General features: G+C 47.1%; 10 protein-coding genes. 7 read left to right on the top strand and 3 right to left on the bottom strand.

All coding sequences use genetic code 11. The features are described from left to right. Window positions 1–29 precede the first annotated feature (29 nt). A complete protein-coding gene (locus C7T94_RS14170; RefSeq protein ID WP_107215936.1) occupies window positions 30–1,682 on the top strand; it encodes a serine hydrolase domain-containing protein in 1,653 nt (550 codons plus the stop codon). 288 nt (window positions 1,683–1,970) lie between these two features. Here C7T94_RS14170 and C7T94_RS14160 read toward each other — a convergent pair whose 3' ends face one another. Genes C7T94_RS14160 through C7T94_RS14150 form a run of 3 tightly spaced genes read right to left on the bottom strand, consistent with a single transcriptional unit; the run spans window position 1,971 to window position 4,245 of the window. After that, entirely contained in the window at window positions 1,971–2,942 is a 972-nt protein-coding gene (locus tag C7T94_RS14160) for an SPFH domain-containing protein (RefSeq protein WP_107215934.1), read from the bottom strand. A 4-nt stretch (window positions 2,943–2,946) separates the two neighbouring features. Beyond that, window positions 2,947–3,510, bottom strand: a complete 564-nt coding sequence (locus tag C7T94_RS14155; protein ID WP_107215933.1) for a DUF6620 family protein — start codon at window positions 3,508–3,510, stop codon at window positions 2,947–2,949. An 18-nt stretch (window positions 3,511–3,528) separates the two neighbouring features. After that, window positions 3,529–4,245 carry a hypothetical protein gene (locus C7T94_RS14150; protein ID WP_107215932.1) on the bottom strand — a complete coding sequence of 239 codons (717 nt, stop codon included), beginning with the start codon at window positions 4,243–4,245 and terminating at the stop codon, window positions 3,529–3,531. Window positions 4,246–4,698: 453 nt separating this feature from the next. Here C7T94_RS14150 and C7T94_RS14140 point away from each other — a divergent pair, with 453 nt between their 5' ends. The 6 genes from C7T94_RS14140 to C7T94_RS14115 all read left to right on the top strand — a co-directional run bounded on the left by C7T94_RS14140 (window position 4,699) and on the right by C7T94_RS14115 (window position 13,383). After that, on the top strand, window positions 4,699–5,250 hold the full coding sequence (locus tag C7T94_RS14140; RefSeq protein WP_162618697.1) for an RNA polymerase sigma factor: 552 nt from the start codon (window positions 4,699–4,701) through the stop codon (window positions 5,248–5,250). A 73-nt stretch (window positions 5,251–5,323) separates the two neighbouring features. Further along, the gene (locus tag C7T94_RS14135; protein WP_107215929.1) at window positions 5,324–6,433 is read left to right on the top strand and encodes a FecR family protein; all 1,110 of its coding nucleotides are present in this window, start codon (window positions 5,324–5,326) and stop codon (window positions 6,431–6,433) included. 255 nt (window positions 6,434–6,688) lie between these two features. Beyond that, window positions 6,689–10,084, top strand: a complete 3,396-nt coding sequence (locus C7T94_RS14130) for a TonB-dependent receptor (protein WP_239495021.1) — start codon at window positions 6,689–6,691, stop codon at window positions 10,082–10,084. A gap of 18 nt (window positions 10,085–10,102) precedes the next feature. Next, window positions 10,103–10,876, top strand: coding sequence for a hypothetical protein (locus tag C7T94_RS14125; protein WP_107215927.1), 774 nt, complete (start codon window positions 10,103–10,105; stop codon window positions 10,874–10,876). 5 nt (window positions 10,877–10,881) lie between these two features. Then, on the top strand, window positions 10,882–11,667 hold the full coding sequence (locus C7T94_RS14120; RefSeq protein WP_107215926.1) for a hypothetical protein: 786 nt from the start codon (window positions 10,882–10,884) through the stop codon (window positions 11,665–11,667). A gap of 504 nt (window positions 11,668–12,171) precedes the next feature. After that, complete coding sequence (locus tag C7T94_RS14115; protein ID WP_107215925.1) at window positions 12,172–13,383, top strand: aminotransferase class V-fold PLP-dependent enzyme; 1,212 nt, start codon at window positions 12,172–12,174, stop codon at window positions 13,381–13,383. Window positions 13,384–13,457: the final 74 nt, after the last annotated feature.

Genomic DNA, 13,457 nt, shown 5'->3' with positions numbered 1-13,457 from the left:
TAAAGTGTTTTTGAAAATATAACCGATGTATGAAATTAATCAGACCACTGTTTGTGCTTTTTCTCCTAACTGCCTGTAACCTTGCGTCCGCACAGGTAGCAGACATTGTAAGCGCCGACTCCATCAGATTCCCGCTGCACAAAACCAACATGGGGCGGATCGTCTTCATGAAAGATACAATCCCAATGGACAAGTCCACTTCTGCAGACTTTTTAAGCGAGATCATTCTGACGCCAAGTGCGAACTTAAGCATGCGTGCTTTTATGCCTAATTCGTTAACCAATCTGCAGCACCAAATGGCGCCACAGCAAACCATTGAACAATTAAACCAAGGCAACTACCAGTTTACTTTTTATGTGGATGGCAAAAAGATATATCAGGAAAATTTGCATAAAGGCGCCGGTTACGCGCGAAATAAAAACTCCCGAACAGTTCTTACGGTAAAATTACTGAGTACCCTGCGTGAAGATATGTGGTCGCGGTATATGTTTAGCCGGTTTATGTTGCGTGGCGGAGAAGATGTGCTCACAACTGGTCATCATACGCTGAAAATAGAGTTGCGGCCATACGTTGCCCTTCCCGCGGTTAAGGTGGGCCAGCTGATAGCACAAGGAGAGATCCAAGTTGTCGTACCGGTTATTGATGTTAAGGATAAAGCTGTACAAGTCATTAAACCCAACAGCGGCTGGGCACTATCAGCAGAAAGCTTTGATAAACAATTAATAGCTGATCTAAACGAGAAAATCCTGCAAAATAAATTCAAAAATGTCAACGGGATTGTCGTGGTCAAAAACGGCAGGCTGATGATTGAGGAGTACTTTAATGGCAGCGGACGCGACAGCCTTCACGATCCGCGCTCGGTGGGGAAAACGTTTGCTTCGGCTATTATGGGTATCGCTATTGATGATGGATATATTAAATCGGAACAACAGGTACTGAAAGACTTTTATGACTTGAAGACTTATCAAAATTATTCTCCACGCAAGGATAGTATTACCCTAAAAAGCCTGCTTACCATGAGTTCCATCTTTGTCGCCAATGACAACGACGATGATTCGCCCGGTAACGAAAACAATATGTACCCTATGGAGAACTGGGTGAAGTTCGCCCTCGACTTAAAAACAGACAGCACCAGAAAGCCTTACACCCAATGGAATTATTTTACCGCTGGCGTCGTCGTATTGGGCGATATCCTGGACAAAAAGGTGCCTGGTGGATTGGAACGTTACGCGGATAACAAATTGTTTAAACCCTTGAATATTCGTAATTATAAATGGCAGTATACGCCTCAACATGTGGCTAATACAGCTGGTGGGATAAGATTGCGCGCTGTGGATTTCGCAAAGTTTGGACAGTTGTATAAGAACAACGGTCAATGGCATGGCAGGCAAATCCTTCCGCAAGCATGGGTCGAAAGATCATTTACAAAACACATGATCTTGCCTGAAGATGTTGCCGGTCCCGGTTATTACGGCTATCTGTTGTGGAACAAAACCTACATGGTTAAGGGTAGACCTTATGAGGCATGGTATTGTACCGGCAACGGTGGCAACAAGATATTTGTATTTAAGGATCAGCCGCTGGTAATTGTAGTCACGGCAAGCGCCTATAACGAAGGATACGCTCACCTGCAGGTTGATAAAATGATGCAGGACTATATTTTACCGGCGGTTGTGCAATAAGTTTACAGCTCATTTGCTGGTCCGGCTACAGGAACAATGAGTGGCGCATTAAACAAGGCTACATCCAGTTGGAAATGGGATATGTTACAACCCGCCAAGAGCTGCAGTTTCAGACGAACGCACCCTGGATAAAATTTAACTGATTGACCAAAAAACGCCAGTACCTCGCCATATCTATCCATACCGCCGGCAGGTTTCGCTGTGCATACTCGTAAATAGGTTTCTTTCGCAAAAAGAATTTGGCCATCCGGCCTTACCATTCCCCTCCAGTCAGGATAGATACCGGGTTCAAAGTTGTTTCAACAGCTCTTCTTTCTTGGATTTAAACTCCTCATCGTCCAGTAAGCCTTCCTCGTGCAATTCTTTCAGTTCTTTCAGCTTAATTTTAATGGAGCTTTGCTGTACAGGCTGCGCGGCAGCATTCAGATTCAGCGCCATGATCATTCCTGCGCCGGCACCGCTTGGGTTGCGGGCCGCCTCGCGCATGGCGATCATCTTTTGCAGTTCATCAAATGATACACCTGCCAATTGTGCCGACTTTACATCCGCCTGGATATCTGATATGCTGGCAATGCGCCTGTTGGTTTCTTCGTCAAACGATGAGCCTTCGATACGGAAATCGAGTAGCTTAAAGCCAAAGTGTTGAAATTCGGGGGCGGTTTTAATGGCTGCTTCGCGGGCTATGTGCTCCAGGTTAGCATCAACATCGGCGTAGGTGAAACGGGCGTTGGCTAGAAAACTTCCAATGGGCTGAGAGATGCGCGACAGCAGCAGCTCCTGCAGATCATAAGCATAATACCGGGCGGTACCTGCTACGACCCGTGTAAAGAATCCCTCCGGATCGGTTATGGCCATCGAAAAATTACCATACGCCCGTAAATTAACAGGAAAGCCATAAACCGGATCATTATAGGTGATGGGCAGGCGGGTACCCCAGCGAATGTTAACGATCTCAGCCGTGCGGTAAAACCAGAGCCCAGTTTTATGATCGCTCTCAAAATAGTTTACAAGCTTTTTAAGCGTCGTGATAAACGGACGGTTGTCAGTTTCTATGTCGTAAATACCTGGCTCGGAAAAAATGCTTTTTACAGTGCCCTCATAAGTAAATATACAGCCCTGCCCGGGTTGCAATACCAATTTCGACAGGTTCTTGATCTCATCGTTACGCTTCTCGTACCGGCGAAAAATCTCCCACTCCTGCGGACCGTCCCACTGCAATACTGAGCGGAATTGGTTTTTGGCTGCGTTGATCAAACCCATATTTTTAAAAATTTATATCATCCGAAAGACTGCTCTTGCTGCTGCTGTAAAGCTCTTGAAAATGGTTGCGCCATTTATCCTGCAAGCTTGTAAAGTATTGGTAATTCTGCGCATAGTCAGCGGCGGTATGGTCTAACAGGTCGCGCTGATAGTTCATATAGTGTACGTTAAGGGTACCCCACTTTCCCAGGTTTATACCATAGCTTTCAAGCACTGTAACCGGGTCCACTCCATGTTCTGCCGCAACAGATTGATGCCAGAGTATTTTTTGATAGGTTTCATAATCTGGCGCCAGTTGCAATATGTCTTCTTTTGATGCTGCCCCGCCAGTTGACCCCGCAAAACGTCCGGCAGCCGGGTTGGCAAACAATTCGCCATAGCGGGTGGCATAGGCCATATCTTCCGTCATAAGCTCGCCCAGGCGGTTGTTCCATTTCTCCACTGTTTCATCCCAAACCGGCTTCTCAAGCTGCAGTATCTCCATAATCTTTTCTTCTGGCATACCCTGGGTCAGGTTGCCACAGGCTGCAGCATATTCTTCAAATGTCACTCCGTTAATCGTTTCCATAAAATATATGTTTTTGGTTTAGATGTGCTTTCTGATTTCGGCCTCCAGGTCGCGCTGCCGGGTGGCCGCCGTGTGGGGTAACAGTTTTATACGCTCGTCAAAGTATTTTTCGTAATAACTGCGCATTGCTTGTACATATCCGGGACCTCCTGCACTGCGTGCGGCTTGCATATTCCTGTACTCATCAAATGCGTTAAAGGCAGCAATGTTGTGCACTACATTCCAGCCTATCGTCTGATACTTGGTTTCAGGTTCGAAGGTATTTATCGCGTTGCAGTACGCGCAGCTAACATACTGTGCCATAAAAAAGTCTCTTTGTATCCGGACGGGTGAATTACACTGGGTGCAAAAAAAGTTGCGGTCGACGAGCTGTATAGCATGGGCGTAATATTTTTTGGAAAGCTGGCCCTCGGTCCGGAATACCCACAGATCGATCTGTCTGTCCATCCATTCGCTCAGTTCATGGCCCTTCTGAGATTCCGCGGGCCAGTAATCGCCATCTGCACGCATCTGCGGTTCTACCTGTTGCTGCCAGGTTTCGCTTACTTTCTGTACCAGATCGTTATATATCTGCGCGCGTACGGCCTGCAATACCCGGTAAGCGCCATAGTAATCGTAGCCGTTTTCATCGAGCGCATCCAGCACGGCTTGCTCGCCGTAGGTTAACGATTCGGTAAAGCGGGCACGCATTTTACCAAGAAATACATTCCAGCGGGCAATCAGCTGCTCCCTCATACACTGCCGGGATTACGCTTTACCAGGACCTCAACGTTCATGAACTTGTAGTGGCAATAATCGCAGCTGCTAACGTTGGTATTCACCGGCCGGGGTGCGCCACAGCGCGGACAGACCACCGTATCGAGTGTTGATTCTGCTTTTATATTTACCCATTTTTTAGACGTTTTCTTAGCATTATCGGCTATCTTTCTAAAAGGATTGCTGCTCATGAAGTTTCCGAAACTGTTTTCTTAATAACGCCGATGCCAGCTAAAAGTTGTCAACGACATGGCGTAGTATGCTACAGTTTACCGTTATCTGCAAAACAGCCCTTGCCTGGTATGCTGAATGCCGTTGAACAGGTTGCCGGTCTGCCTTCTTTCGTTGACATGATTTAACATTTTGGTTATGCGCAGGCGACACTGAGACTTTAGCTTAGCGCGGATGTCACAGTATGGTAAAATGGCCGATATGGAGCTCGTTGCATATCTTGCAACGCAAGATCATGCTGCATTTACTGAAATTTATGACAGGCATTGGCGTTCCCTTTTTGTATATGCTCAGATTATATTAAAGGATAAGGAAGAGGCGGCTGATGTGGTGCAGGATATATTTACCACCCTTTGGAACCGTAGTGCAGATCTGAATATTGCCAACTTAAAGAGCTATCTTTTGATTGCTGTTCGGAACCAGGCACTGAAGGCCATTCATAAAACCAACCGCGCCGATGTCTATGCCGCTGAACTGGCTGCCTGTTTTGACAGAGATGCCTGCAATACTGATGATGCCTTCAATTTACGAGAGCTGTGCAGCATCATTGACCGGGCGGTGGAGAACATGCCTGCGACCATGCGCGCGGTTTATATCAAAACTAAGTACGAAGAGCTTTCCCACCAATCCATTGCCGAAGAATTGGGCATCACTGAACACAGTTCACGTACCATGCTGAACCGCGCTATGAATTCCCTCCGAACAAAGCTGTCCCCATTGCTTTCGTTATTGCTGTTCTTCTGCAAGATTTAAAATAATTTAAATTTCTTGTTGACATTATTCCCTGAAAAGGCTCTTCATATAAACGGCTATTAAAACCGTTTACATGATGAATAAGCAGGAGGCACAAAAACTACTTGAAAAATACCTGAACGGCACCATCACGCCACAGGAAAAAGTACTTTTCGAACAGTTATCCAATCGGGTAACTAAAAAACGTTTGGACCGGTCTCCTGATACAGAACTCCATGACATCGGGGAACAAATCTATGCTAAACTGCCACAGCCGGCACAGAGACCAAGGACAAACTCGTATCGTTTTATCGCAGTAGCTGCGATGGTAATCCTTTGTGTATCTGTATCCCTCCTGGTATTTACCAAAAACAAGAACAAGCCTGAACAAGTTGCACATCTTGCTCCGGGCAGCAATACAGCCACGCTGACACTGGCTAACGGCAAAAAGATCCTATTAAGCAATGCGACCGCCGCGTCACTGTCAGAACAGGCAGGTATCAGTATCAGTAAAACCCGCAAGGGTGAACTGGTTTACACTGTGGGGCAAAGTACAAATTTACCGGTTGAATATAACATTACCGAAACCCCTCGTGGGGGACAATATCGGATAGTGCTGCCTGACGGAACAAAAGTATGGCTGAACGCTTCTTCATCACTGAGATACCCCACACGATTTACCGGCGCAACACGCGGTGTAGAGCTTAAGGGAGAGGCTTACTTCCAGGTGGCACATAATGCAGCCATGCCGTTTAAGGTAAAAACAGACAAACAGGTGGTAACGGTTTTAGGCACCCACTTTAACATAAACGCCTATCCTGATGAACCCGTTTTGAAAACAACCCTGCTAGAAGGCAAGGTTAAAATAGATGCCATCGGCAAAGCGTCATCAGGAATTTTAAAGCCTGGCCAGCAGGCTGCGTTAACCGGGGCGGGATTAACAATTACGGAAGGCGATACCGAGCAGGCCGTAGCCTGGAAAAACGGATATTTCCGTTTCCGGGGTGAGCGTATCGAAAACGTTATGCGGAAGCTGAGCCGCTGGTACAACATTGATGTGAAATACGATACGACCAGCGGGGAAGAAGGCTATTACGGCACAATATCACGTTTTAAGAATCTCAGCCAGGTGTTGGCAGTATTAGCCGAAACGGGATCAGTTCACTTTAAAATTGAAGGAAGGAGAGTTACGGTGATGAAATAGACAAACAGCTAGCACTTTGGGATTCTGCATAAAAAAGGCCAAACCGGTGGCGACCGGATTGACCCTCTGCATGGAATACCCTGACGAAAATTTGAACGATCAGAATAGCAAAATGCCCGCGGCTTCTGAAAATGTGCGGCAAGTTGCAATGAAACCAAGCAATAACAAATGTACACTATTTACCCTAATAAGTTGGTGCGGCGAAGGCGCGCGCTTGATAAAACACTGTTGATAATGAAGCTGACAGCCTTAATCATGATTATAGTCATCATACAGGTCAGCGCGGGAGTCAAAGCCCAGAAGGTGACTTTATCCGAAAATAATGCCCGTATTGACAAGGTATTTGACAAAATACGTGAACAAACGGGCGTTGACTTCCTGTTTAACAACACAATCCTCAACATTGCAAAGCCCATTACCATTATGGTAGAGGATGCCGAGCTCGGCAGTGTGTTAACGAAGATTTTCCGGGAACAGCCTTTAAACTATTTACTAAAAGAACAAACCGTTATCGTCACAAAACGGGCGGATCAGCGTTTTTTACAGACAGCCGCGCCGTTCCGGCCTGCAGTGCCTAACGGGCGTATAGCTGGTAAAGTGATCGATGAAAGCGGCCAGCCACTGGCCGGCGCGAGTATCCGGATCGTTGAAACCAAACAGGCTATGCAATCCAGCCTGGATGGCACGTACAGCTTCAACGTAGAACCAGGCAATTACACGGTCGAGGTAACCCATGTCTCCTATCAAAGCAAACGCATTACTCAGGTACATGCAAGTCCGAACCAGCTAACCAGCCTGAATATTGTACTCATGCAGGCCACCAACGCGTTGGCGCAGGTAACGGTAACTAGCAGCATGCGAAGAGAGTCAACCGCCGCGCTTTACGCACGTCAGAAAAATGAGGCCGGCCTGACCAATGGCATCAGCAGCGAACAAATGGCTGTTTTGCCGGATAAAAACGTGGGTGAAACGCTGAAACGCATCTCCGGTATCAGTACCAATGACAATCGTCGGGTAGTTATCCGTGGCATTGCAGAACGTTATAACCTGGCCATGATGGACGGCGCCATATTGCCCAGCACCGATGTGCAGGTGCGCGATTTTGAGTTTGACATTATCCCCAGCAACCTGATTGATAACGTGGTCATCAACAAAACAGCCACACCCGATATGAGCTTTGGCTTTGGTGGCGGCTTGGTGCAGATCAGCACCATGGCTATACCCGATAACAATTTTACGGCGCTAAGTTTTGGCGGTAAGTATATCAACAGCAGTACGGGGAAAGATTTCCTGGCTTATGGACGTGGTAAAAATGATTACCTCGGCTTTGACGACGGAACCCGGGACCATTTTCCTAAGAACCTGTTTTCATTTGCTGCCGGGCAATATAATCCTGACAAGCCTTACGCTGTACCCACACCTGGCGTTACTGCCATCACCCCTGCCATGATTGGCGAACAGAACAAACGCATTGGCGGATTTGAACGTCTCGGCAGCAGGGTGTACACGGCAATGCCGGGACAAAATTATCAATTGAGCCTAGGCCGCAGTTACCATACTGGTAATAGCCGTTTTGGTTTTGTAGGGTCGTTAAGTTACCGCAATGAACAGGCCATAGATGACATATCACAGTTTAAACGCGGCGAATGGGAAAGGCTGCTTAACGTGAGTTACGATGCAGCAACCGGCGAGGAACTGATGAGCGCTCATGCAAAACAATATAATTTTAATACAACCTGGGGGGCATTATTGAATGCAGGGTGGAATGCGAAAAATCATAAAATCAGTTCGCGAAATTTTTACTCACGTGTATTTCAAAACCAGTTCTCGCGTATACAGGGTTATTCTGCCGATCCTAAACCTTTTGAGGAGATACGGGAGTATGATCGGCCAAAGTTTATTGATTTGCTGCAAAACCGGATAAACGGTGAGCATAGCTTTGGCGCCTTCCGGCTTGATTGGAATGTTGCACGCAACAAGCTGACCAATACAGAGCAGGATGTTATTGAAGCCTGGCTGCTGCCTAACGCAGCAGACGGCACTCAATATAGTATCGTACCAAACACACCTACTGCACCCGGGGGCGGCGTGCTTAACCGCGCGCGTTATGTATATAATGAAACGAATAAAATTGCTGAGGGCGCACTGAGTTATCAATTTAAGGCCCTCGGACAAAAACAGGTCGTGAAAACAGGCTACCAATATCTGGATCGCGAAGGCGCTTATGATTGGACAGTTCTGCCTATAACCAGCGTTGGCGGTCCGTTTGCCAATGTGCCCGTGCGGGAATGGGGGCAATACCTGGACTTTAAAGACCCGCTGAGAGATATCTTTTACTACCCGGCCAGCTTTTCCGAAAACGGCTACCAGGGTAAAAATGTCAACCAGGGAATTTACGGCATGTTTGACAACCGGTTTACCCCCTGGCTACGCCTGGTTTGGGGCGTTAGGGCCGAATCATACAAATACGAAAGACTCAGGAATGGCGCTAATGACAGGATTACCAATGAGCAGATCGTTAATGGTGAAAAGGAAAAATTTGTGGATCCTGAAACGGGTAACATTGTAAGCGCATTTGCAGATCCGGTTAACGAGGAAAAAACCTGGCGTTACCTGCCATCATTCAATTTAACGGCTACGCCTGTTAAAGATCTCAATGTCAGAGCTGCCTATTCAACATCCGTTGTCAGGCCAGCACTGATAGAAAATTCCCGCATGATGCGTTTTGATCCGGTAGTTGGCGGTTACCGGCGCAACGAAGGCGTTCTATCGACAGTCATAGATCATTTTGATCTCAGGCTGGAATGGTACCCTAAAGCCGGCGAGGTCTTATCTGTGGGTTACTTCCACAAGTATTTTGACAAGCCGGTAGAGATTTACCGTACCCAGACAGATGCTACCCGCCGCGTATACCTCGTTACCCAAAACTCTGAGTATGCCAGGGTAAACGGCTGGGAATTTGATATGCGGAAAAGTCTGGGTTTCTTAAATCCTGCGTGGCCGTTTATGGAAGATGTTTACCTGAGCGGTAACGTTACCTTGCAAAGCTCAGAAGTACAAGCTGCCACCTTTAATACCCCCGGTATTGCCAAGGATAAAAATGGAAATAGTTACTTCTATCGCACCAAAAGTTTACAACGCGAGAAACGGCCGCTATTTGGCCAGGTGCCTGTGGTATATAACGCAGGGATGCAATACAACGGCCGCCGTTTAGGGGCAAACGTTGCTTTTAACCACATGGGTTATAAAACCTTCGTTACCGGCTTAACACCTGACCTTGTAGAATACGAGCGGCCGCGCAGCCAGTTAGATGCCCAGCTGAGCTACCGGTTCCTGAAAGACAGGAGGTTGCAGGCAAGATTAAACATGAGCAATATCATGAATTCCCCGTACCGCTTTTACATCAACAGTGAGGAAACCTATCAATTACAGGACAGGTGGAAAGGCATGGGCATCAGTCACATCAACGACGCCGGGGCATTTGACTGGATCGACATTTACGAGTGGAAACCCGGCTTCTCGCAAAAATATGAGGAAGGTACTTATGAAAATTCAGACGATGGTAAAACTAGAACGCGCACAGGCGACAGAGACACCTTTACCAGGCGTGTAGGGGCATCGTTCAGCCTGTCACTTACCTATAACTTTTAAAAATTATTCGTGCATATTATGAAGAATCTGAAGAACTGCCTGATGTTGGTGGCTACCGCACTGTTGCTGGCCTCCTGCAAAAAAAATGGCGAAATTGAAGACAAAAGGAATGTACTGGCGGTTACGTTTAACATTCTGAGTGTGGGCAACACCGGCCTTGAGGCGCGGATCGACACCTTTAAGATAGATATACCTGTCGGGCGTTTTGACTATAGCGACGCTTATGCACTTGCCGGCAATAAGAAAGGAGCAAAACTTACCATTACCGAAAAAGGTACCGGTAAGCTGGTTATGGAGAAAGAACTTAAGAAAGCCGATGGCCGCGCCTTTATCAGTTTCTTTTACATGAACGGCGCGATCGGTACTGTTCCAATTGTTCCTCCGGTTGAGCCGGGCAAGATTAAAATTACGTATATGTTCATGCCGGTGAAAACAAATTATGCAGAGCCGGTTGATATCGTATTGGGAAAATACTACCTGACGCCCAAGGTCTTTGAAGAGGTGGCCCGTATTAAAAATGTAAAGCCGAACGAGTTTACCGAACCCGTAACCATTTCCACGTTTGCCACAGCCGGACATGTGTATAACGGTCAAGCCACATCAGCCACGTTACAGGTTTATATTTATAAAGCAGGGACCAATACATTGTATACAGATGGTACAATTTATCCTTGGAACCCCACGGCATCAAGCGCACCAAAACCCTCTTCTTCAACAGCAGCTTCCAAGCTATATATTTTTAGCGAAGCGCCGACCAGCTACATGGCTTACTTTAAAAACTTTGAGATCTAACCCCAATGAAAACTATTACACACATTACCAGAATTGTAACGCTGGCCTTGCTTTGCTCCGCTTTTGGGGCATGCAAGAAAGAGAAACAGGATGTTGAGCGGGCCATGCATATCGTGCTGAACGGCTACAACGGAAGTGCCGGCCCCTGGCAAATAGCCATTGATACTGTAAAATATACAGCAAATAATTATAGCTACAACCCCGGAACAACCGGCACGTTTAACATCGTTTTTCCTTACCGGGGAGAAAAAGAGCGGTTTCTTACAATTACTGATACCGACACCAAAAAGGTGCTGTACAGCAAACCCCTGCCGCAAAGCGGCTCAAAGGCTGCATTCAACTTTATCTACGCTGATGGCCGAATAGTGGAGGTCAACCCGCCTGCGGCAGATCCTGCTTTAAACAGGCTGGGCTTTTATGTACAGTATAGCATTGACAATGCCCCTTTTGATATTTCTATGTACAGGAAGGATGCTACAACCGGGCAGGAATACCGCTATTACCTGGCAAAAAATGTAAAACCTAAAACATGGGTATATGTCGACTACCTGCCCGTTGAACACTTTTCAACAACCAATGATTTACGAGCAACCGACATCTGTTTTACGAAAGCGGGTACAACAGACCAATGGGCGTTTGAGGATACCGAGACAAAAAGCCAGACAAGCGCATTTGGTTTCCTCATGCCGGTTAACGCCGAGAAAGGTTTGGTGCAGCCGTACTTCGTCGTCCCGGGGCCGGGTGGGCTGCTTTTCAGTCGTCTGTTTTTCTATCCGGAACGGTCGTTGTAAGCGTAGCTTTATGCAGGATATTTGTGATTTCTTATATCCGTTTTAATGTAGGGGTTCCGGGTTACCGGAACCTTTATTTTAAGGGCCTGTTTCCTTGAGCTTGCATCAAAGTCGGCTGCCGGGGAAGCGGGAACAAGGTTGCCTGGTATTACAAAACCTGGCGGTAAATTACAAGTCCCTGCATCGCGGGTGGCCGTATTGGCAAACTCAGGTAATCAAACAGGTCCGGAGCGTTCAGCTTTAATTGAGAACTGAGAAGGGGAGGTGTGATGCGTTTCTTAACTATGAAAAACAAGGTAACTTTCAATAACCGGGTTTAACAAGCTACGGCTCGCTATCCATAAGCCGGCGTTTGCCATGCAAATGTGTTATTTCTTCGAATGCAGCCCTCTGATTGCCTGATAACCACACAATCCTGTAACTTCGAAAAGTGCAGCCGGGAGGTGATGGACCAGGAAGAGCCTATACAAAATTAAGCATAAAAGAAACAGTAGTAATTCAGGTATGGAGACTAAAATACTCAGCGATGAACTCGATATGATTCGTTCGCAGACTAAAGGAAGTACCAAACTCATTCATTTTAACAATGCCGGAGCCTCCCTGCCGCCAGACGTTGTGGTCGACACCGTTGTCGATTATTTACGGGAGGAAGCCTTGGCTGGTGGATATGAAACCGAGGCAAAACATATTGCAGGGATAAATGGCGTTTATGACAAGCTGGCTGAGCTGGTCAATGCAGACCGGGAAGAGATCGCAGTCTTTGAAAACGCAAGTGCGGCCTGGGCGACGGTTTTCAAAGGCCTATCCTTCGAGGCCGGCGACGAAATCATTACCAGTGAGATGGAATATGTAACAGGCCTCATTGGTTTGGCCAGCGCGAAAGAGGCTGGGATTAAAATAAATGTGATTTCCAATGACGCCCTGGGCAACTTCTCGTTAGAAAAGCTAGAGAAAGCGATTACCGCTAAAACCAAACTGATCGCAGTTACCCACGTTTCGTCATCCGGCGGCAGCATTCTGCCGGCCGAACAAATAGGTGAGATCGCTGAAAAGCACGGAATACTGTATTTACTTGATGCCTGCCAGAGTGCCGGACAATTGCCCTTAGACGTTAAGCGAATCAAGTGTGATATGTTATCGGCTACAGGGCGTAAGTATCTTCGTGCACCCCGGGGAACCGGCTTTCTGTTTGTAAAGAAAGCCAGTCAGGATAAGGTAAAGCCCGTTTTATTGGACTTTTTTGGTGCGGGAAATGTTTCGCTGTCTGGCTATACGCTGCGGCAGGATGCACGTCGGTTCGAGTTATATGAGAAAAACCGTGCCCTGACCCTTGGACTGGGGAAAGCCGTTGAGTATGCCCTGAATATCGGAGTAAACCGGATATGGGACCGCATCAAATATCTAGCGGTACTGTTAAGGCAGCAACTTGCGGAGAATCCAGCAATCGCTGTACATGACGCTGGTTACTGGCTGAGTGGTATTGTTACTTTCTCGGTAAAGGGCATGGAAAGCGAAGATGTCAAAAGAAAGCTTGCTGAGCGCGGTATCAACGTTTCCGTGGGCGGCTCACAGGCAACGCCCATCTACATGGAAAAGAACGGGCTTCGTGCGGTGGTTCGTACATCGGTACATTATTACAATACAGAAGAAGAGATCGCCGCGCTGTGCCAGACTCTTTCCCTGCTCATTAACCAAAATAGCAATCTTGAAGTATGAATGGCATGATAAACCGGGGTATGGTGCCTGATCATGGACGCTACAGAATCCACCAGGAGCCCGGTTGGAGCGTT

This window comes from Pedobacter yulinensis, assembly GCF_003029735.1.
GTDB classification, from domain to species: domain Bacteria; phylum Bacteroidota; class Bacteroidia; order Sphingobacteriales; family Sphingobacteriaceae; genus Pedobacter; species Pedobacter yulinensis.
This window is presented reverse-complemented; position numbering and strand designations above follow the sequence as displayed.